18 protein-coding genes are annotated in these 17289 nt (G+C 38.1%); 12 read left to right on the top strand and 6 right to left on the bottom strand.

Annotated elements, in window-relative coordinates; genetic code table 11:
* Positions 1-101: 101 nt before the first annotated feature.
* Entirely contained in the window at positions 102-854 is a 753-nt protein-coding gene (locus tag EHQ24_RS08480) for a rhomboid family intramembrane serine protease (RefSeq protein ID WP_135601243.1), read from the bottom strand.
* A 31-nt stretch (positions 855-885) separates the two neighbouring features.
* Positions 886-2757, bottom strand: coding sequence for an SLC5 family protein (locus EHQ24_RS08475; protein WP_135601242.1), 1872 nt, complete (start codon positions 2755-2757; stop codon positions 886-888).
* 90 nt (positions 2758-2847) lie between these two features.
* Between EHQ24_RS08475 and EHQ24_RS08470 the strand changes: the two genes are divergently transcribed.
* From EHQ24_RS08470 to EHQ24_RS08460, 3 genes are all read left to right on the top strand, one after another.
* Positions 2848-4011 carry an LLM class flavin-dependent oxidoreductase gene (locus EHQ24_RS08470; protein WP_135601241.1) on the top strand — a complete coding sequence of 388 codons (1164 nt, stop codon included), beginning with the start codon at positions 2848-2850 and terminating at the stop codon, positions 4009-4011.
* A complete protein-coding gene (locus EHQ24_RS08465) occupies positions 4008-4913 on the top strand; it encodes an aldo/keto reductase (protein WP_135601240.1) in 906 nt (301 codons plus the stop codon). Before EHQ24_RS08470 ends, EHQ24_RS08465 begins: the two co-directional genes overlap by 4 nt.
* A 217-nt stretch (positions 4914-5130) precedes the next feature.
* Positions 5131-6225: a hypothetical protein gene (locus EHQ24_RS08460; RefSeq protein WP_135601239.1), complete on the top strand. Its 1095-nt coding sequence runs from the start codon at positions 5131-5133 to the stop codon at positions 6223-6225.
* A gap of 76 nt (positions 6226-6301) precedes the next feature.
* Here the strand turns inward: EHQ24_RS08460 and EHQ24_RS08455 are convergent, their stop codons facing one another.
* Complete coding sequence (locus EHQ24_RS08455; protein WP_135601238.1) at positions 6302-6667, bottom strand: DUF4180 domain-containing protein; 366 nt, start codon at positions 6665-6667, stop codon at positions 6302-6304.
* A gap of 232 nt (positions 6668-6899) precedes the next feature.
* On the opposite strand from EHQ24_RS08455, the gene EHQ24_RS08450 reads away from it, so the two are divergent.
* The 3 genes from EHQ24_RS08450 (at position 6900) to EHQ24_RS08440 (ending at position 8325) form a co-directional block, all read left to right on the top strand.
* Positions 6900-7259 (top strand): ArsR/SmtB family transcription factor, encoded by a 360-nt coding sequence (locus EHQ24_RS08450; protein WP_135588902.1) that lies wholly within the window; start codon positions 6900-6902, stop codon positions 7257-7259.
* The gene (locus EHQ24_RS08445; RefSeq protein WP_135601237.1) at positions 7240-7755 is read left to right on the top strand and encodes an SRPBCC family protein; all 516 of its coding nucleotides are present in this window, start codon (positions 7240-7242) and stop codon (positions 7753-7755) included. The genes EHQ24_RS08450 and EHQ24_RS08445 overlap by 20 nt, the downstream gene beginning before the upstream one ends.
* A 153-nt stretch (positions 7756-7908) precedes the next feature.
* Positions 7909-8325, top strand: a complete 417-nt coding sequence (locus EHQ24_RS08440; protein ID WP_167483066.1) for an acyl carrier protein — start codon at positions 7909-7911, stop codon at positions 8323-8325.
* Between the two features lie 15 nt (positions 8326-8340).
* Here the strand turns inward: EHQ24_RS08440 and EHQ24_RS08435 are convergent, their stop codons facing one another.
* The 3 genes from EHQ24_RS08435 to EHQ24_RS08425 form a co-directional block, all read right to left on the bottom strand.
* Positions 8341-8958, bottom strand: coding sequence for a YiiX family permuted papain-like enzyme (locus EHQ24_RS08435; protein ID WP_135601235.1), 618 nt, complete (start codon positions 8956-8958; stop codon positions 8341-8343).
* A gap of 92 nt (positions 8959-9050) precedes the next feature.
* Positions 9051-9755, bottom strand: a complete 705-nt coding sequence (locus EHQ24_RS08430) for an SDR family oxidoreductase (RefSeq protein WP_135601234.1) — start codon at positions 9753-9755, stop codon at positions 9051-9053.
* 55 nt (positions 9756-9810) lie between these two features.
* Positions 9811-10884 carry an alpha/beta hydrolase gene (locus EHQ24_RS08425; protein ID WP_135601233.1) on the bottom strand — a complete coding sequence of 358 codons (1074 nt, stop codon included), beginning with the start codon at positions 10882-10884 and terminating at the stop codon, positions 9811-9813.
* A 59-nt stretch (positions 10885-10943) separates the two neighbouring features.
* Between EHQ24_RS08425 and EHQ24_RS08420 the strand changes: the two genes are divergently transcribed.
* The 6 genes from EHQ24_RS08420 (at position 10944) to EHQ24_RS08395 (ending at position 17278) form a co-directional block, all read left to right on the top strand.
* Positions 10944-12110 carry an acyl-CoA dehydrogenase family protein gene (locus tag EHQ24_RS08420; protein ID WP_004785316.1) on the top strand — a complete coding sequence of 389 codons (1167 nt, stop codon included), beginning with the start codon at positions 10944-10946 and terminating at the stop codon, positions 12108-12110.
* A 244-nt stretch (positions 12111-12354) separates the two neighbouring features.
* Positions 12355-12825, top strand: coding sequence for a GNAT family N-acetyltransferase (locus EHQ24_RS08415; protein WP_135601232.1), 471 nt, complete (start codon positions 12355-12357; stop codon positions 12823-12825).
* A 367-nt stretch (positions 12826-13192) separates the two neighbouring features.
* Complete coding sequence (locus tag EHQ24_RS08410; protein WP_135601231.1) at positions 13193-14068, top strand: YHYH protein; 876 nt, start codon at positions 13193-13195, stop codon at positions 14066-14068.
* A gap of 17 nt (positions 14069-14085) precedes the next feature.
* Positions 14086-14661 carry a toxin-antitoxin system YwqK family antitoxin gene (locus EHQ24_RS08405; RefSeq protein ID WP_244310349.1) on the top strand — a complete coding sequence of 192 codons (576 nt, stop codon included), beginning with the start codon at positions 14086-14088 and terminating at the stop codon, positions 14659-14661.
* Positions 14658-15371, top strand: coding sequence for an SCO family protein (locus EHQ24_RS08400; protein ID WP_135601230.1), 714 nt, complete (start codon positions 14658-14660; stop codon positions 15369-15371). The genes EHQ24_RS08405 and EHQ24_RS08400 overlap by 4 nt, the downstream gene beginning before the upstream one ends.
* 95 nt (positions 15372-15466) lie before the next feature.
* Entirely contained in the window at positions 15467-17278 is a 1812-nt protein-coding gene (locus tag EHQ24_RS08395; RefSeq protein WP_135601229.1) for a PAS domain S-box protein, read from the top strand.
* Positions 17279-17289: the final 11 nt, after the last annotated feature.

The following is a 17289-nucleotide window of genomic DNA, read 5'->3' as shown; positions in this document are numbered from 1 at the left end:
AAGGAGGATTCTAAATGGCAGGAAACAATTGTCGATGAAAAATTTGGTTTATAAATTATTTATTAAAATCTCAGCCAACAGTCAAAAAGTACCAAACTGTATTAAAGAAATTTTTTCCCATGGCGGTCAAAAAAGAAATTTGTATTACATGAAGAACAATAAAACCTTCCATACTTTTTGGCAGGGATTGGTTTGTTGCATGAAGGGCAAAGGACAGTTTTATTAATAAAAGTTGACAAACGTATATTTTGTTCCAAACGATCTAAAAACTTATTACGAACAAAGAAGTGTGCTATGGTGACTCCCGTTAAAAATGCCACTACTTGACCCGCATACGTGCTTCTTGTATGATAATGAAATTCAACGATATAAAAATAGGATTGGATGAGAATCCAAATACTCAAACTGATTAAGATGGGAACATCGCGGAAACTAGCACGTTCAAAAACCATCGTACTTTTTACGTTGGGGAAAAATACAAAATACATTCCTAAAATTCCAGAGATGACTCCCGAAGTCCCAATGATTGGTACAATGGAATTCATGTGGAATAAAAAATATGTTAGGTTTGCGAGAATTCCAAAGAATAGAAAGAGAAGGAAAAAATAAAAATGACCGACAACATCTTCAATATTGTCTGCAAACATGTATAAATAAATAGCGTTGGTAAACCATTCTGAAAGGGAAGAGTTAAAGAAAAAGGAAACAAACAAACTGGAACCAAACTCTTTTTTGGGTGTAAATGCATAGGAATCAACATTATCAAAGAATAATGTTAACATAGTGACTAATATAAAACCCAAGGTAAGGATTGGTTTTCTAAAATTGTGATTTGCTTTTTCAAATACAAACATTGTTAGTTGGCGTGGGACTCTCTCAATGATTTTAAAACCAAAGGTAAAACAAAAATGTAAAACCTAGGAGGATTCCATACAACCATTCGTCTCGTTTTCTAAACAAAGTAGCCATTTTTTGGGTCGGCAATCTTTTCCCAATCGTAATAACAATAGAAAAAATCACAAAAAGTAAAAATCCTGAGATCGATAAAAAAAACTTAAATTCAGGAATTTGAATCCTTGTGAGAATTAATCCAAAAAATAAGAAGAAAAATAGGATTGAATGTTTTATATTTGATTTCAAAAAAAATAGTTCAGTAAAAGTTCCATCAGGTATATTAAAAGATTTTGGTAGTTCTGTTTCTTTACTTGTAGTGAGATCTTGTTTTCGGTTTTGGATATAGGCTGCTAAACTTAATGTCACTATTGCAAAATGAAAACTAATAAAAACTCTGTGTAAGAAGTTAAGATCCTCGCCAAATATTTGTTTTATGAAATTTGGTGCAAAAAGGGAATAGATTACGGGCGATAAAAAAGAAAAAATCGGAGTGGCAAGTATCGTAATACAAATCATGCGACTGCTAATTTTTATATTTAAAATACCGAATAAAAAAACCACAAGTAGGGCCGGAGTAAAATGAGAACTTTGATTGGAAAGTTCGATAAAGAAATTTTTCTTAGAATTGGGATCCACAAAGAGAATGGCAAGGACTGTGACTAAAACCGAAAAAACCAAAAGAAAGATTCTACCAACTTTCATTTCTTCTGCATCACTTATTTTTTTGCCTATTTTTTCTCGGAATGGTTTATAAAAATCAATCGTAAAGAGTGTTGCTGCTGAATGCAACATAGAGTCAATGCTGGAAAAAATGGCACCCAGTAGCCCTGCAAGGATCACTCCGATCAGTCCAAATCCAAATGGAACTACAAGTACAACTAACTTTGAAAAGGCTTCATCTGGTGCGATGTTTTCTGTTTCTCCCAGTTTTGTCCAAATTTGGTAAGCAGCCACTCCAGTAAGGATAGAGAAAAAAGGAACGGTTAGTTTGAGAAGTCCCCCAACCAAAATTCCAAGTCGTGCTTCTCTTAATGATTTGCCACCTAGCGTGCGCTGTACGACATATTGATTGGTATTCCAATAAAAAATATGTAACAAAAATAATCCACTTAGGGCTCCCGTCCAAGGAAGTGTTGGATGGTTTGGTGGTAGATACAAATTCATTTTGCTAAGGCCACTTGTGCGACTCTCTTCTTTTGCCAATAATTCAAAAATTCCACCCACTTCTGGTCTAGTGATGGAAAGATAGGCTAGGAGTAATCCAGAGGCTAAAATAAGAAAGGTTTGGATTACATCAGTATAAACAACTGACTTTAGACCACCAAACCATGTATAGATGGTTGATGTAAGCGCAATCCATATGACAACTTCTGTATAAGTGATTTGGATTCCTGTATCTTTGATAAAGGGAAGAAAACTTCGGGCACCAATGTACAAGGCTCCAGTGAGTTGGATCGTGATGAGTATGAGTGAGATTCCCGAATAAATCCTTCCTGCGGCAAGCCCAAACTTGCTTTGTAAAAATTGGGAAAGAGTATAGAATTTTTTTCGCCGAAACAAAGGCAAAAAAACAAAGGCGAGGAGTACGATGGCTGGGATGGATCCAAATTCATAATGGCTTTGGGCAAACCCAACAGAAAATCCAATTCCAAGCATTCCGACCAAATGGTTTGCCGAAATATTGGTTCCAAATAACGAACCGGCAATCCCCCACCAAGGAAGGCTTCGGCCACCGAGAAAATAATCGGAAGAGGAGGATTCTTTCCTGCCGGCGTACATTCCGACACCCAGAACGAGAAGGAAGGTGAGTCCAAAAAATAGAAAGTCGATGCTTGTTATCATAACAGATAATTGATTCGCCATATTAGATATTTTCTGAAATTATGGCAAGCGATAGATTCCCGGGATTTCTCACTTGTCTTCGTTCGCAATTTATCTTCCAGTAGAAAAACAATGAACCCGATTCCTAAAGCACCAGCCATTCGATCCGAAAATCCTGCCGTAGAAGTTTCCTGGTTTTGTGACCTGTGTAATGGAGACTATGAATATTTGGGAGTGCCAGATGGTTCTTTACGTTCTAGTTTCGAACATTGTTCGGATATCATTCGTTTGGTGGATGAACTCGGGTATCAAAACATTCTCCTTCCTTCTTCTTACCAAACAGGCCAAGATACTTTAACTTTTGCGGCCGCTGCTTCTCAATTTACAGAACAGATATCTCTTCTAACAGCAATTCGGTGTGGCGAAATTCATCCACCAATGCTTGCGAGGACTTTGTCAACGTTAGATCATATGTTAAAGGGAAGACTCAATATCAATATCATCTCTTCGGATCTTCCTGGAACCCAAAGAGATTCCAAAACAAGATATGAAATTTCGAAAGAGGTCATTCAAATTTTGCAACAAGGTTGGACAAGGGATCATATCAAGTTCCAAGGAAAACACTATCAGTTTGATTTGCCTTCTGATCCAGTGAAGTCTTACCAACAAAATGGAGGACCTCTGCTTTATTTTGGTGGAATTTCTCCTGATGCAAGAACTCTGTGTGCAGAATTTTGCGATGTATTTTTAATGTGGCCAGAAACGGAAGAAAGACTTGCTGATACAATGCAAGACTTAAGCAAACGAGCAGTTTCCTTCGGAAGAACTATCGATTTTGGACTTCGTATCCATTTGATTGTGAGGGAAACAGAAAAAGAAGCAAAAGATGCCGCAAAACAATTGTTATCAAAGATTGATGTAGAAAGAGCAAATGATATCAAACACCGAGCATTGGATTCGAATTCGGCAGGAGTTCTTCGTCAAGATGAACTTCGTAAGTCTGCGGACTCAGATTTATTCATTGAACCAATGGTCTGGTCGGGGATAGGCCTTGCTCGTTCAGGTTGTGGGTCTGCTATTGTAGGAACACCGGAACAGGTGTATGAAAAAATCCAAAGATACATCCAAATGGGAATTCGTGCTTTTATTTTCTCTGGTTATCCATTGATTGAGGAATCGAAACTTTTTGCTAAATCAGTCCTTCCTAAGTTACAAACCGTCAATTTTGCAGAAGCGCAAAATCGGAAACCAAAAGGGATTCCCATTACACCACTCACCACAGGAGAAAGAAAATGAAAGTTCCACAAATTGAATTTCCGAAACATAAATTTTCAATTTCAAGATTAGTGTATGGGATGTGGAGGTTACATGAAGATAAAGAAGGAACCTCACCGGAACGAATCATAAAAAAAATAGAAACTTGTCTTAGTCTTGGGATTGATACTTTTGATCATGCAGATATCTATGGGAACTTTGAAAACGAAAAACTATTTGGCCATGCTTTGGCAAAGTTACCTTCCTTAAAATCAAAAATCAAAATCATTACCAAAACGGGAATCCAAGTGCCGGGGTCAAAATTTCCCACCAAACATTATAATACATCCAAAGAACATATTCGTTATTCTGTGGAACGTTCGTTACGAAAACTCCAAGTCGAGAAATTGGATGTAGTTCTCATTCATAGACCCGATCCTTTGATGAATCCGTATGAATTAGCAGATATATTTGAAAATCTAATCACTGAGGGTAAAGTAAACCACTTTGGAGTTTCGAATTTTACTCCTTCACAATTCCAAATGTTACAATCGGTCTACAGGAAACCTCTTTTTACAAACCAAGTTGAGTTTCATCCTTTCCACACAGAACCCTTGTTTAATGGAACATTTGACCAGATGTTAGAACACAAAATCCATCCTATGATTTGGTCACCTACGGGGGGAGGTAAGATTTTTACACCCAAGTCAGAAAGGGAAGTGGCCACGGTTTCGAAACTGAAAGAAATTGCAAAAGGATATGGGTGCGCAGTAGACCAAATTCTATACTCATGGTTTTTGAACCACCCTGCGGGCCTAGTTCCCATTTTGGGAACCAATGATCCAGAACGGATCCAATCGGCTGCAGAATGTTTTTTTTGCCCGATCACGCGACTCGAATGGTTTTCCATTTTAGAAGCGGCTCGCGGGAAAGAGGTGGCTTAGAGGATTTGTATCGGAATCTGTTTTAATACAATCTACGTCATCGCTAGAAGAACGGGAATCGAATCGGATCGCAAAAATGTCCGGTTTTTCTCATTAACAGGTTACACGATTTGGGAAAGATATTGGTCGTTATATTGAATTAAATTCTTATATAGCGAAGCAAGGTTCTCGCCAGTTTTTGAGGGCTTTGGTCGGATGGACAGAGAGGTGGTTTGATATGCTTTCTGAATTGGCTCCCAACCATTATTTTTCCGGAATTTCTCTGACTCGGGATTTAGCTGACGATTTACATACGTTTCATTCTACCGAATCCACAGAAAAAGTTTGGGAACAAACAGTAGAGACTATAGCAAGGATTCCAGAGATCATATCCACTTGGATTTTGGAATACATTCCTGAATCACAAAACTTTCGTTTGTTGGCATTTCATGGGTCTTCCAATTTTGAAATTCCAAATATTGTTTCAAAATACTCTCTCCCTTGTCATCATGTAGTTGATTCCAATATGATTTTTGAAATGAATTTAAGTGGTGATGGAAATATCTTACAATTTTTCGGGAGATACTTTTCGGACATATCGTCTGCAATGTATTTAGGTTATCCGATTCGATCAGACCTAGGGACTGTGATCGGAGTGATTGGAATGGTAGTGGAAGATAAGTTCAAACATAAATTTAAAAATCTAAAACTCATTGATGTTATTGCAGATAAACTTAGCCAAAACTTGATTCGACACAAAAATGAAAACTTGATTTCACAAACATTAAACACTGCTTCCTTTGTGAAACATTCACTTGCAGAATTGTTTCGTTTGCTTTCCACTAAATCAAATGACCTAACTACAATTTTTCGAAGTTATTTACAAACAGGAACAAGGCTGTTTGGTTTGCCACTTGGAATCATCACATCCAAAATTGGTGAAAATTGGGAATACAGCTTTGTCGAAGGAAATGTTCATGGAATCTTTGAAGGACAAAAATTTTCGAATGAAGAATCCAAATTCACAACTCAGGACTTTTCGGGGTCTGCAAAAATTCTAAATGAAATTTCCGATTCTTCCGTTCAAAGTGTAAGAGATCATTTACTTGAAGTAGGGGTTTCTTGCCTTATGGAATTTCCTTTCACCGTGCATAACCAAATCATTGGGGTTTTGGGTTTTTATGGACTTAAGGATCAGAAGATTGAGTCCATTGAATTGACCCAAAAGGTTTTCGAACTGATGGGCATTGGCCTTGCAAACACGATAGAAAAACATAACATTGATTTATTGTCTAAAATCGTTTTTTTAGAAAAAGAAGATCCAACTTTATAGTTTTTTTCAAGCCCAGTTTAGTTTGGATTGGATTTGTTAAAAACCAAATGAAGAATGACTGGGTAGGTTATTTTTTTTATATATTTGTTAGGCGGTTTATTGCTTCCTCCTCGGTAGTTAGAAAAAAAACATCTCTCCCTGAGTTTATTTCATAGATAAAATCACTTAGGCTTTTGCTGGAATAGATAGAAAAATCACCAACGATTGCCAGTTTCATCCGGTAGTTGACTATTTTTTGTAATACTTCTCCCGCAAGTCCTGTTTTTAAATCAAAGAACTCCCTGGCAAAATGAGACTGTTTCAATACAAACCGATCACATCCAGAATCATATTGTAAGGTGGCAAAAAGGTCTAGGGCGGTGGAACCATCGGTAATGAGTGTGTCCTCAGAGTCGACAACTGCGATATCTATATTGTTTTTGTTAGTTTTACGAATGTCCATTGGTTACTTTGCAGATCCATTTGTGATATTGTATGGATTTATTGTAGGTTCTTTTAGGTTTTGATCTTTCTTTAGACAGGTTCGAGATCCAGTTTTAAAGGGAACCTTGAAACCAAACGAAAGAAAAACTGAAAAAACCCGCCCTCAATATGTAATTGTTTTCCTCTTTTCTCACAAAATAGATTTGACATCTATCATTTATATATCCAATTATTTATATAACTATTTAGTTATGCAAACACTTGACGCCACATTTTCTGCTCTTGCTGATCCCACTCGTAGGGCCATCCTTATGCGCCTTGCGAAAGGTGACTTAACGGTCATGGAACTTGCCAAACCGTTTCGTATGAGCCAACCTGCTATTTCCAAACACCTGAAAGTTTTGGAAGAGGCTGGACTTGTTTCTACTACCATCCGGGCCCAAGAGAGGCCACGTAGATTGGAAACAGCACCACTTAAAACGGCAATCGACTGGATCGAAAAATATCGGCAAATGTGGGAAAAACGATATCAAGTGTTAGATGGACTACTTTTAGAATTACAAACGATACAAACCAAGGGAGAGAAAAAAAATGACAACAAACAAAAATGAAGTTAAGTTAGAACGTCGAGGTGAAACAGAAGTTGTATTTACAAGATACTTCGACGCACCGAGAGAATTGGTTTTTGACTGTCATACCAAACCTGAGTTAATGAAAAAGTGGCTGATTGGGCCTGAAGGTATGGTGCTTGAAACTTGTGAACAAGATTTGAAAGTCGGTGGTAAATACTTGTATCTCTATGCAGATCAAAATGGAAACAAATCTGGTGTATACGGAACTTTTCGAGAAGTGGTTGTTCCTGAAACTTTAGCCAATACCGAAAATTATATTATGGATATGGCAACCTTCGACCCGAAGGCTCCCGAAGATCCAAATGCCACATTCGAATCACGTACCTTTATTACGGAAGGCAAACGAACACTGATGAGACACCTTTGTCGATATGCTTCAGCGGAAATGTGTAAGATGATGGTGGAATCGGGCGCGGCCGATGGAATGGCGGAGTGTTATTTGGAGTTGGATAAGTTACTCGGAGAAATGGGGTAATGACCTAAGTTTAGTTAACGAAAACAAGGTGTTCGCAAGGCCTTGTTTCGTTATTCAATAAAAAATATTTCAATCATTCAAAAAGAGTCAAAAACTACTATTTTCTAGAAGTAAATGAAACGACTAAAAAACAAAATAAGTTTATAAATTAACATGATAGTTTATGTAACAATCCTAATTGTATTTTTTTACTTTATTGGTATGATTCTTTTCAAGAAACGTCGCTATGATTCCTCATTTAATCTTGTTTTTAAGGAAAGAGTAACACTTACTAAAAATCATTTTTTCCAAACATTTTACAAAGACAAAATCCCTGAATTCATAGTGATTCAAACTTTAAGTATTTTGGATGAATTGTTGCCGTTTGATACAAGTAAACTTTATCCGGATGATTCTTTCACAGGAAACCTAAATTTTTTATGGAAATATACAGATGAATTTACCGATATTGAAATCATTGAAAGGTTGGAAAATAATTTCAATATAGAAATTAGTAACGAAGAAGCTAAAAACATAAATTCCTTTGACGACATTGTCAAACTTGTCGCAAAAAAACTAAACCACTCCTAACAGAGAATTTACATTTCACTCCATCACTGTAATCAATTCTTTGGATTGGAACATGTCAACTGGTGAAATGACAGGTTCCGCATACGGGATATTTTTTCCGTATCTTTTTTTCATCAGCGTTTGGACTTGTTTCGAAGATAGATCAAAGTCTTTTAGTGTTTTTAAATCTCCAATTTTGATACCAGTAAATTTGTCATAAAGTTTCCAGACAAGTTCCGTGCAATAAATCCTATCATCTGACCACTCAAAATAGAGATCATAATGTTTACCGAGTAGAGAATTTCCATAATCTTTCATTTTTTGCAGGGTATCAGGAGTTAACGTTAACTTTGAGTTTTGGATTCGTTTGATTACAAAATGTTTGTTTGAACCACGTTGGATGAATTTGTGGATGTCTGTGATTTTGACTGGTTCAATGGCTTCTAATACTTTAAAAGTATCTCCATATTTAAAAATCATCCCTACGTGAGTGTATCTGGATTTGGTTGCCAGTTTGATAGCCGTTGCTTGTTCTGATTTTGACTCATGGAAGATAATATCACCTTCCTCTAGTTTGGAAATATCAATCGGTTTTGCAAAGCTGCTTGTAGCAGAGAGAAAAATAATCAATACAAATCTAAGGATCAAATTCATACAAAAGTCCTTACTATAGATCTAAGTAGTATATGGAATCAAAACTATTTGAATCAAATGTGATGAAATAAAAAGAAAACAAGTTTTCTCACTTACCAACTAATCTCTTTTTTATCCCGAAAGAATTTTCCGGTTGGCCCACTGTCCGGTAAGGTAGCAGCCCAAACAATTGTTTCAGCCCCTTTCTCGACAGGCCTTGTGGCATTGGCACCGCCCATATCCGTTTTCACCCAACCCGGGCATACCGAATTGATTTTGATATTTTTTCCCACTGCTTCCACACTGGAAAGAGCTGTGAGCGAGTTGATGGCAGTTTTAGAAATACGGTAGGCTGGATAACCGCCACCCATTTCGGATAGTTGTCCCATTCCTGAACTAACATTCACTATACGACCAAAATCATTTTGAATCATCATTGGTAAAAAAGTTTGGATCATTCGCAGTGGTCCATAGAGATTCACAAGAAGGGTTCTGTGAAGATCTTCACTAGTAGTATCAAAAAAAGAACCAGGATCGGCAAAAATCCCAGCGTTGTTTACAAGGATGTCTAACCGTCCAAAACTGCCAGTGACCGTGTCACAGGCTTCGCTGATACTTTGTTCTTTGGAAACATCCAAGGAAAGAATTTCCCCTTTGCCCACAGCCGTAACGGCTGCGAGTGTGTCTTCGGCTTCATTTGGATTTCTTGCTCCGATGAGAACATAAATCCCTTGTTTTGCTAGATCGATGGAGACTTGTTTCCCAATCCCTCGGTTGGCCCCAGTGACAAGTGCGATGCGTTCCTTGGTTTCTTTCATAGAAATCAAATCTCCTTTGGCAGTTTTACACTACCATTACATCTATAGACTGTTTTTACTTAGACTTAGAAAGTTCTGTTAGCCATTTTTCTGTTTGTGCTTCGATAAAGGCTTTGTCTGTAATCACCCACTTAGACATCAGAACGTGCATTCCATTTTCGACTGCCACTTTCCTATTGAGAGGATTTGGCGTTTTGTCCAAACCAAAATTGGTATAACCTTCTAACATTTTAGGAACACTTGCTGTTGGGTCTTGTTCTTTATCACTTTTGTAGTAGTACAAAAGTAATGCGGGAGAAGTTACCTTTCTAAACACATCAGGAACTGCGGCATAATTTCGTAAATCATTCACACCAGTAAGGGCTGCAAAGTATTGCTCCGGATACCAATAGTTATTTCTTTCTGGCAACACCTTAGGATTGTTATTATGCGCGGATGATCTTACTTTTCCTTTGAGCAAATGAATAAAGGTAAGTCCACCAGGATAGTTGAATAAATTCAAACTGCTATCAACAGGTGCGTAAAATGGATTTGCTAAAACTAAACCATCGACTTCTTCTGGGTACTCGGATGCAAGCCAAGTGGCAAGGAGCCCTCCCATAGAACTTCCAAACACAACTACACGATCTCCTTGAGACTGCATCATATACAAAGCTTCGCGCGATGCATCTAAGTAGTTGTTAAAATTTTGATCTCTTTGGTCTTCTTTGTTTGTTCCGTGTCCCGGCAGGCGAAGTAGGTAAGTATTGGCTTTGAATTTTTTTGCCAACTTTTCCATCACCTCTTCTCCTTCTGCACGAGAAGCACCAAACCCATGAATGTATAAAAAAGCTAAGGGAGTTTTTTTCCCAAAACTGATATAACGTTCTTCGTTACCTGGTCTATGATTCTTTTGTTTGCTTTCGTTTAACTTCTCTTGGAAGTATACTTCAAAGTTCACATAACTTAGATTTGCTTTTGGTTCATACTTTGGACGACCCGCACAGGAAACTAGAACAAAGGAAACGGTGATGAGGAAAACAGCAGACAGCTGTCGAAGGTTGTGGAATAAAGAACACGATTTAGCCATACAAATGGAAAATATTACAGTGTTTTTGCTTTCTTGTAAAGAGAGAAAAACCCTTGGCATAGGAAGGGTCGTACGAAAAAAGGTAGTAAATACCCCATTCTCAGAAGGAACATCCCGGAATGTATAGCCAATTCACAGAGCAACAACTTGAAATCAGAGATTTAGTTCGTAACTTCGTAAAAAAAGAAATCCCACATGAAGTCGCATTGCACTGGGATGAGAAAAACCAACACCCAACTGAACTCATCAATAAAATGCGTTCGGAACTTGGAATTAACGGTCTTGTCATTCCGGAAGAATACGGTGGATGGGGACTTGGTGCGATAGAACAGTGTTTAGCCATCGAGGAACTTTCTCGTGGATGCCTTGGTATCGCACTCGGATTTGCATACACAGGTCTTGGAATCCTTCCAATTCTTAAAGGTGCGACTCACGAACAAAAATTAAAATGGCTTCCTGAAATTGCGGACGGTAAGTTCGGAGTTTCTTTCTGTTTGTCTGAGCCAGGTGCTGGTTCTGACGTTCCTGGTATGACCACTCGCGCTGAGAAAAAAGGTGACAAATGGATCATCAATGGTGCAAAACAATGGATCACTGGTGCCTCTGATGCACAAGCCTTTACTGTATTTGCTTATACTGATAAAAACCGCGGAACACGTGGAGTCTCTTGTTTCTACGTTCCACGTAACGCAAAAGGTCTTACTGTTGGTAAAAAAGAAGATAAACTCGGAATTAGAGCATCTTCCACTCACCAAGTGATCTTTGAAGATTGTGAAGTAGGTGAAGACGCACTCGTAGGAAAAGAAAACCTCGGTTTCGTTTACGCACTTCAAACTTTGAATGCTTCTCGTCCGTTCGTAGCGGTGATGGGAGTAGGTGTAGCGCAAGCAGCACTTGACCATGCAGCTCGTTACGCTCGTGAGAGAGAGCAGTTCGGAGTTAAAATCGGAACTTTCCAAGCAGTGCAACACATGTTAGCTGATATGTCTATCAAAGTAGAAACTGCAAGAGAAATTACTTACAAAGCAGCTCGTCTTTCTGATGCAAACGATCCTAACCTTCCAAAATACTCTGCGATTGCAAAAGCATACGCTTCTGAGTGTGCTGTTCAGTGTGCTACTGATGCAGTTCAAATTTTTGGTGGATACGGATACACAAAAGAGTATCCTGTTGAGAAGTTGATGAGAGATTCTAAAATCCTCACAATCTTTGAAGGAACGACTCAAATCCAAAAGAACGAAATTGCAGCTTACGTAATCAAAGAAGCAGCTTCTAAAAAAGACTAATTCGATTTTTCGAATCGAATGGTTTGAGAGAACCCTCTGGCAGTTTGTCAGGGGGTTTTTTATTTTGGGAGAGGATCGGGGTTTGGTGGGGTACTGGATTGGATGTAGGTATCCCCGCCCTGAATTGGGTGGGGTGTGACCACCCGCCACCCAATAACTTCCCTATACACCATTCTTCCATTTCTCGCCACCTAAAAATAGTATTTGCAAATTTTAATATAAGGAAGTTCATCTTTCTACATTCATGAATCAAAATTTCAAAATTCGAGTGGTCGATTCCCCAGATGCAAATGCCAGTTTTTGTATGCAGCACCTTTGGGAAGAAATCCAAAATCGATATGGATTCCAGGCCCCAAACCCAATGGACATCCAAGATTTTTTACCACCTATAGGTAAGTTTTTTCTCGCCGAAAATCTTGAAACCAATGAAGTGATGGGATCAGCAGCCTATTCAAAGTTCAGTGATACGCAGTGTGAGTTGGATGCGGTTTATGTATTTCCCAAGTTCCGAAAAAATAATGTCGCCAAGTCCTTGTTAATTGAACTAGAAAAACAAGCACGAATCGATTTTTATTCTTCCATGATCCTACGAGCAGGTGCTCCACAACCAGAAGCTCTTGCATTTTATAAAAACTTTGGATTCAAAGAAATTCCCGCGTTTGGCAAATGGGTATCAGATCCCACTGCCATTTGTTTTGAGAAAAAAATAACCTAATTCCTTTTCTTTGGCCGCCCGGGCGGGCTACTCCGGAGTCCGCGTTCGCTTCCCCCTGATTTGTCTTTTCGCCAAATCAGGGTGCCTACGGCATCCTTCGTATCCCTGGCGGTAGTCTACTCGTCTTAGGAATGTTAAATTTTAAAATTCTATTGATAACAGAAACTCGATTCCATTTCCTCATAAGGTCGAATCATACTTCTGGTTTTTGAATCTTTATTTGTTTAAAACGATCATTGTTGTCACTTGTTCTGTGCGGATAACTCCTTAGTGTAATTCCGAGATTGTTATCAAAAAGTTTTATCGAAATTCCTAAACTGTAAAAAATAAACTTTACTTACGAATTTAAGTTCCTATGTTTTTCCCTATGTTTAAAAAAACATTAGCTTTAGCGTTTGTATTCGTTGTCTCCATGAACTGTGGCGGTGAAAAAAAAGACACCGACCTAACTTCATTAGCACTGCTTAGTCTACTTAGCAGTTCTTCCTCTGGTTACACTGGCACTTGTACCACAACCTTTGGTGCGGGAGTACCGTCTTGGATTCAAACAAGTTTCACTTGTGTTACCGTGTCAGTCAGTGGATCCAATTACGTTTTTAAATTTAACTCACTTCCAACATACAAAAGTATCTATTGGGGTTCCTCCAGTGCAGGTTACGAATCGTCTATGTATGTGAATTCGGGTCAGGCAAATGCAGCAAACCCCAATTTAATTAAATCGCAAAACTATACTTTGACAGTTCCTGCCGATAATACAAATACTTCTGCTCCGACCTCTGGATTTGGTATGATTGGAGTTTCAACTAATGGAATTGCTATCTACAATGACCAAGCCGCACCAGGTGATTCTTTATCTACTGAGTATTATACATTCGATTCCTCGCAAGGACACCCTACGAATACGGGATCTTATCATTACCACGTAGAACCGCCAAAAATTTCCAATAACGATAGTAACCTAGTAGGTATTGCTCAAGATGGTTATTTGATTTTTGGAAAAAAACATGATGCAACGACTGCTGGTTTGACCACAGGTTTTACCTTAGGTGGAGCCACTAGTAGTACACAGTGTACGGGTGGTGGATTAACTACCTCTGTTCCAACCACTTGGGCAGGTGCAACTAATTACAATACTTTAAAAACTGGTGGGTCAGCTCGCCATTACCATGTGAATAATGGTTCCGAAGTAAACGGGATTCTACTTTCTGGTAAACTCATTGGCTCCGGTGGATCAACTAACTAAATTCCAAAATTAAAATTATGGAATTGATAAAACGAAGTCAAATTTTACTTTATTTGGTTCTTCTCTCCTCTTTTGTTCATTGCGGAGAGGTGGTGATGGATAATGATCCAGACTTAAGTCTTGGATTAGAAAGTATCTATTATTATAAGAGCCAAAAGTTTTCAGGAAAAATGAAATCAATCCATCCGAATGGAACCATTCGGATTACATCTTTTTTGAATGGCCTTGAAGACGGGCCAACGATTGACGTTTTTTCCAATGGCCAAAGAAGTGCTGAGTATTTTTATACACAAGGGAAACGAACCGGAACCCATAGAGGTTGGTATGAAAATGGCAAAGCCAGATTTCAATATTCTTATATTGATGATTTAGCCGTAGGAGACCATTGGGAATGGCATGAAGATGGAAGTGTCTATCGGTATGCTAAGTTTGAAAATGGAATCAATATTGGAACAAAGGTTTGGCGAAAAGATGGTAAAATTTATTCCAATTATACCTATTCACCTGAAAGATTATATGGAGTGGTAGGTTCCAAACTTTGTTTCAAACTCAAAGGTGATGAGACAAACAAAAAAACAGTAATCAATCCATGAACATTTTTAATCGTATATTATTCTCTTTAGTTTTTATATCCATCTTCAATACCATTTTTTGTGGTTGGTTCAGTCGGGAAGAAGGTGAAAAAGATTCCAAATTAACATTCTTCGATACTCCCAAAAAAGAGACTCTTCCCTATTTTCGTGGTCGTGATTTAGAATCTTTTTGGTTGGATAACAATCAAAAACCTACCAATGCACGAAAAGTAGATCCCTTTACGTTTAAAAACCAACTCAACCAAAACATTAGTGAATCAGATTTTAAAGATAAGGTTACAATCGTATCATTTTTTTTTGCTAAATGTCATGGACTCTGCCCCAATATCATTCGAAATTTAAAGTTTGTACAATCTGAAATTTCAAAATCTAAGAACATTCAAATAGTGTCATATTCGGTGACTCCAGATTTAGATACTCCTCCCGAATTAAAAAAATTTGCAGAAGAAAAGGGAATTCACTCCAATTATTGGAACTTGGTAACAGGAGATAGAGAGGAAATTTTTAAAATTGCCAGAAATACATTCCAAGCAGACACAAATACCACAAACAAAGACGCGACTAAAGACTTCGTTCACTCAGAACAAATTTTTCTAATTGATAAGGATTTATACTTTCGCGGAATTTACAATGGAAACCGAAGTGAATCCATAAAAACAATGCTAGCTGATATTAAAATCCTCAATAGGGAATATGTTGTAGCAAAATAATGGATTTGTTTTTCGTTTTTTAAATTAAAAAAAGGCTGACTTAAGTTTCTTGTTCTGACAGAATCATACTTCTGTTTTAAGGGGTGTGATTTCCTGTGGAAAAAAAAGAGAAAAATCATATAATTCCTCCCTCATCTTTAAATGAAGACGACAAAAAACACAAACTGATCCTTCGTCAGATGGAAACCTTAGGTAAACTAGGGCATTGGGAAGTAGATTTTGTCAATCAAACCTTACATTGGTCAGAAGGTGTATTTCATATCTTAGAAATGGATCCTTCTGCCATGCCAGTGGACTTAGAAAAAGGTTTTTTATCAGTCCATCCCGATGATCGCGAACGTGCCGTCAAACACATGCAAGATGTTTTAGAAACGGGAATCAAATACGACTTAGAATGTAGACTCATCACCACATCTGGAAAAAACATTTTTGTCCATTCTCTTGCTGATGTGATTCGGGGGAAAAATAACGAACCTTTACAAATTGTTGGAATATTTCAAGACATCACCGAACAAAGAGAAGCCTATCAAAATCTTTTACAAAAGGAACTTAGACTCAGCACCATCCTCAATTCAGAACCAGAATGTGTGAAAGTAGTTTCCCCAGAAGGAATTCTCATCGAGATGAACCCCGCCGGTTTACAAATGATAGAAGCAGACCATCCGGAAGATGCTCTTGGACAAAAAGTGGAAAATTTAGTTTTTCCAGAAGATTTAGTTTTTTATCAGTCCTTACATAAAAATGCCTTACAAGGAATTCAATCCAGTGCACGATTTAGAATCATAGGACTCAAAGGAACCAAACGTTGGATGGAAAGTACAGCGGTTCCTCTCACCAACCAATTGGGTGAAATTACTTCTGTTCTCAGTGTCACTCGTGATATATCCGAAAAAGTGATTGCGGAAGAAAACTTCATTCGGATTAAAAAAAACCAAGAGGCTCTGATCAATGGAACCTCCGATTTAATTTGGTCTTTAGACTCTAACTACCGTTTGATTGCTGCAAACCAAGCCTTTCTCGATGTGATGGGATTTCTACTTGGGACAATTGCAAAAGAAGGGGATTCTGTTCTGATCTTAAACCAAGGCGAAGCCTTTTATGAAAAATGGAAAGGTTATTATGAAAGAGGGTTATCCGGCGAAACTTTTAAAACATACGAAAGGTTCCTAAGCCCGATTACGGGAAAAGAAGAACACCGCGAAGTATCTTTTAATCCTATCAGAAATACAAACCAAGAGATCACAAGCCTCGCTTGTTTTTCTAAAGACATCACCGATTTGATGTTGAAACGAATGGAACTTGTATCCAGCGAAAGACGTTACCGAGCTCTTGTGGAAAATGGAGTGGATGTCATTGCCATTCTAAATGCAGAAGGTTTTGCCAAATATGTTTCCCCCTCAATCACCAAAGTATTGGGGTATTCAGAAAAGGAAGCCATGAATATGAATTTATTCGACATCCTCCATCCTGATGACGTTCCCAAAATCAAAGACCGGTTGGAAGAGGTGGTGACACTTCCTGAAGGAAATTCTCTTCCCAGTCATCATTTCCGAGTCAAACACCAAAATGGTTCTTGGAGGTGGATGGAATCTACAATCACTAACTTAATGGATGATGAAAGTATCGGAGGTATTGTGGATAATTTTCATGATGTGACCGAACGAGTTGTCCAGATCACAGCCATCCAAACCCAAAACGAAAAACTAAAGGCCATTGCTTGGACCCAGTCCCATGTGGTAAGGAACCCTTTGGCCAAACTAATGGGAATTGTGGATTTGATCAAAACAGGAACCTTATCTCCATCAGAAGAAAAACGAAGCCTAGACCACCTCATCGAATCAGCAAAGGAACTGGACGAAATCATCCAAGACATAGTTCTCAAATCCCAAAGAGTCATAGTTCCATGAATTTATTCTAA

The organism is Leptospira noumeaensis (genome assembly GCF_004770765.1).
GTDB lineage: Bacteria > Spirochaetota > Leptospiria > Leptospirales > Leptospiraceae > Leptospira_A > Leptospira_A noumeaensis.
Note: the sequence above shows the minus strand (reverse complement) of the source record. Positions and strands in the feature narration are given on the sequence as shown.

Excerpts from the sequence above, each read along its gene's own strand:
- EHQ24_RS08450 (WP_135588902.1), top strand. The coding sequence starts at position 6,900 with ATGCAAACACTTGACGCCACATTTTCTGCTCTTGCTGATCCCACTCGT.
- EHQ24_RS08410 (WP_135601231.1), top strand. The coding sequence starts at position 13,193 with ATGTTTAAAAAAACATTAGCTTTAGCGTTTGTATTCGTTGTCTCCATG.
- EHQ24_RS08440 (WP_167483066.1), top strand. The coding sequence starts at position 7,909 with ATGATAGTTTATGTAACAATCCTAATTGTATTTTTTTACTTTATTGGT.
- EHQ24_RS08455 (WP_135601238.1), bottom strand. The coding sequence starts at position 6,667 with ATGGACATTCGTAAAACTAACAAAAACAATATAGATATCGCAGTTGTC.
- EHQ24_RS08420 (WP_004785316.1), top strand. The coding sequence starts at position 10,944 with ATGTATAGCCAATTCACAGAGCAACAACTTGAAATCAGAGATTTAGTT.
- EHQ24_RS08435 (WP_135601235.1), bottom strand. The coding sequence starts at position 8,958 with ATGAATTTGATCCTTAGATTTGTATTGATTATTTTTCTCTCTGCTACA.
- EHQ24_RS08400 (WP_135601230.1), top strand. The coding sequence starts at position 14,658 with ATGAACATTTTTAATCGTATATTATTCTCTTTAGTTTTTATATCCATC.
- EHQ24_RS08425 (WP_135601233.1), bottom strand. The coding sequence starts at position 10,884 with ATGCCAAGGGTTTTTCTCTCTTTACAAGAAAGCAAAAACACTGTAATA.
- EHQ24_RS08470 (WP_135601241.1), top strand. The coding sequence starts at position 2,848 with ATGAACCCGATTCCTAAAGCACCAGCCATTCGATCCGAAAATCCTGCC.
- EHQ24_RS08405 (WP_244310349.1), top strand. The coding sequence starts at position 14,086 with ATGGAATTGATAAAACGAAGTCAAATTTTACTTTATTTGGTTCTTCTC.
- EHQ24_RS08430 (WP_135601234.1), bottom strand. The coding sequence starts at position 9,755 with ATGAAAGAAACCAAGGAACGCATCGCACTTGTCACTGGGGCCAACCGA.
- EHQ24_RS08480 (WP_135601243.1), bottom strand. The coding sequence starts at position 854 with ATGTTTGTATTTGAAAAAGCAAATCACAATTTTAGAAAACCAATCCTT.
- EHQ24_RS08460 (WP_135601239.1), top strand. The coding sequence starts at position 5,131 with ATGCTTTCTGAATTGGCTCCCAACCATTATTTTTCCGGAATTTCTCTG.
- EHQ24_RS08445 (WP_135601237.1), top strand. The coding sequence starts at position 7,240 with ATGACAACAAACAAAAATGAAGTTAAGTTAGAACGTCGAGGTGAAACA.
- EHQ24_RS08415 (WP_135601232.1), top strand. The coding sequence starts at position 12,355 with ATGAATCAAAATTTCAAAATTCGAGTGGTCGATTCCCCAGATGCAAAT.
- EHQ24_RS08465 (WP_135601240.1), top strand. The coding sequence starts at position 4,008 with ATGAAAGTTCCACAAATTGAATTTCCGAAACATAAATTTTCAATTTCA.
- EHQ24_RS08475 (WP_135601242.1), bottom strand. The coding sequence starts at position 2,757 with ATGGCGAATCAATTATCTGTTATGATAACAAGCATCGACTTTCTATTT.